Source organism: Arthrobacter sp. 2YAF22_2 (assembly GCF_052114645.1).
Taxonomy (GTDB): domain Bacteria; phylum Actinomycetota; class Actinomycetes; order Actinomycetales; family Micrococcaceae; genus Arthrobacter.
Window position 1 is genome coordinate 1 of sequence record NZ_JBFRFD010000619.1, and the last position, 1,862, is coordinate 1,862.

Here is a 1,862-nt window from a genome sequence, read left to right on the forward strand (position 1 = left end):
GGCGCCGCCCCCTGCTCGGGGGGCGGCGCCGTCGTCGTTTCCGGGCCCTTGATCGTCCGGCGGTCCGGAAGGACGCGCCGCTAGTGCGGCAGCACCGAGCGGTAGACCTCGAGGGTGGTCTCGGTGATGGATTCCCAGGAGAAGTGCTCCTCGGCCCGGCGGCGGCCGGCCCGGCCCATGGCGCGGGCGCGCTCCGGGTCGGAAACCACCTCGGTCAGGGCCGCGGCAAACTCGGTGACGAACTTCTCCGGATCCAGCGGGGTACCGGTGCCGTCGGTGACCTGCTCAAGCTGCACGAGCAGGCCGGTTTCGCCGTGCTGGACCACCTCCGGGATACCGCCAGTGGCGCTGGCCACCACCGCGGCGCCGCAGGCCATGGCCTCCAGGTTCACGATTCCGAGCGGTTCGTAGATGGACGGGCAGGCGAACGCCGTGGCGTGGCTGAGGACCTGGATCAGCTCGTGGCGCGGCAGCATCCGCTCCACCAGGATCACACCGCTGCGCTGGGACTGCAGCTCCTCGATCAGCCGGGCCGTCTCGGCCGCAAGCTCGGGGGTATCCGCCGCGCCGAGGCACAGCACCAGCTGCACATCCGCGGGGAGTTTGGCGGCGGCCCGCAGCAGGTACGGCACACCCTTCTGCCGCGTGTTCCGGCCGACGAAGACGACGCTCGGYAGCGCCGGGTCGATCCCGAGGGCGCGGATGGCGTCCTCGCCTTCATCACGGTTCCAGAGGCTCACGTCGATGCCGTTGTGCACCACGCGGACCTTCGCCGGGTCCACCTCGGGGTAGCTGCGCAGGATGTCCTGSCGCATGCCCTCSGAGACRGCGATGATSGCGGCGGCCGACTCGTACGCGGTCTTCTCCACCCAGGAGGACAGGGCGTAGCCGCCGCCGAGCTGTTCGGCCTTCCAGGGGCGCAGCGGTTCCAGGCTGTGGGCACTGAGCACGTGCGGGATGCCGTGCAGCAGCGAGGCGATGTGCCCGGCCATGTTGGCGTACCAGGTGTGGGAGTGCACCAGGTCGGCACCGGCGATGTCCGGCACGATCCTCACGTCCACGCCGAGCGTCTGTACGGCGGCGTTGGCGCCGGCCAGGTCCTCCGGCACGGGGTAGGACGTCACGGTGGCGCCGTGGTAGTCGGGTTCGCGCTGCGCACCGAACGCCCGCACGTGCAGCTCCACCCTGTTGGCCAGCACCCGGCTGAGTTCGGCCACGTGGACGCCGGCGCCCCCATAGATTTCGGGCGGAAATTCCTTGGTCACAATGTCTATTCGCACAAACCCCAAGGTAGTCCTTCAGGCTGATCTGTTCTAGTGTGAAGACGTCCGGGCATACCGGACGGTTTTTGGGGAGCAACGAAGGCGTTCAGGAGCGATCACTATGCCGCAGCAGAAGAAAGTTTTGGCAATTGTCCTCGCAGGTGGGGAGGGTAATCGGCTGATGCCGTTGACGGCTGACCGGGCCAAGCCGGCCGTTCCGTTCGCCGGGAGTTATCGGCTCATTGATTTCGCCCTTTCCAACCTGGTGAATTCCCGGTATCTGCAGATTGTGGTCCTGACGCAGTACAAATCCCACAGCCTCGACCGGCACATTTCCGAAACGTGGCGAATGTCCACGCAGCTCGGCAACTACGTCGCCTCGGTGCCGGCCCAGCAGCGCGTAGGCAAGAGCTGGTTCCTGGGCAGTGCCAACGCCATCTACCAGTCTTTGAACCTGATCCACGACGCCAACCCCGACATCGTCGTCGTCGTTGGCGCGGACCACGTTTACCGCATGGATTTCGCGCAGATGGTCGCGCAGCACGTCGCCAGCGGCGCCAAGGCCACCGTCGCCGCGGTGCGCCAGCCGCTGAACATGGC

General features: G+C 67.4%; 2 protein-coding genes. One reads left to right on the plus strand and one right to left on the minus strand.

Annotated features, from left to right (window positions below):
• Window positions 1-80: 80 nt before the first annotated feature.
• Window positions 81-1,280 carry a glycogen synthase gene (glgA, locus tag AB4Y86_RS17940; protein WP_441403507.1) on the minus strand — a complete coding sequence of 400 codons (1,200 nt, stop codon included), beginning with the start codon at window positions 1,278-1,280 and terminating at the stop codon, window positions 81-83.
• A gap of 103 nt (window positions 1,281-1,383) precedes the next feature.
• On the opposite strand from glgA, the gene AB4Y86_RS17945 reads away from it, so the two are divergent.
• A partial coding sequence (locus tag AB4Y86_RS17945; RefSeq protein WP_441403508.1) for a sugar phosphate nucleotidyltransferase occupies window positions 1,384-1,862 on the plus strand: 479 nt, incomplete at its 3' end.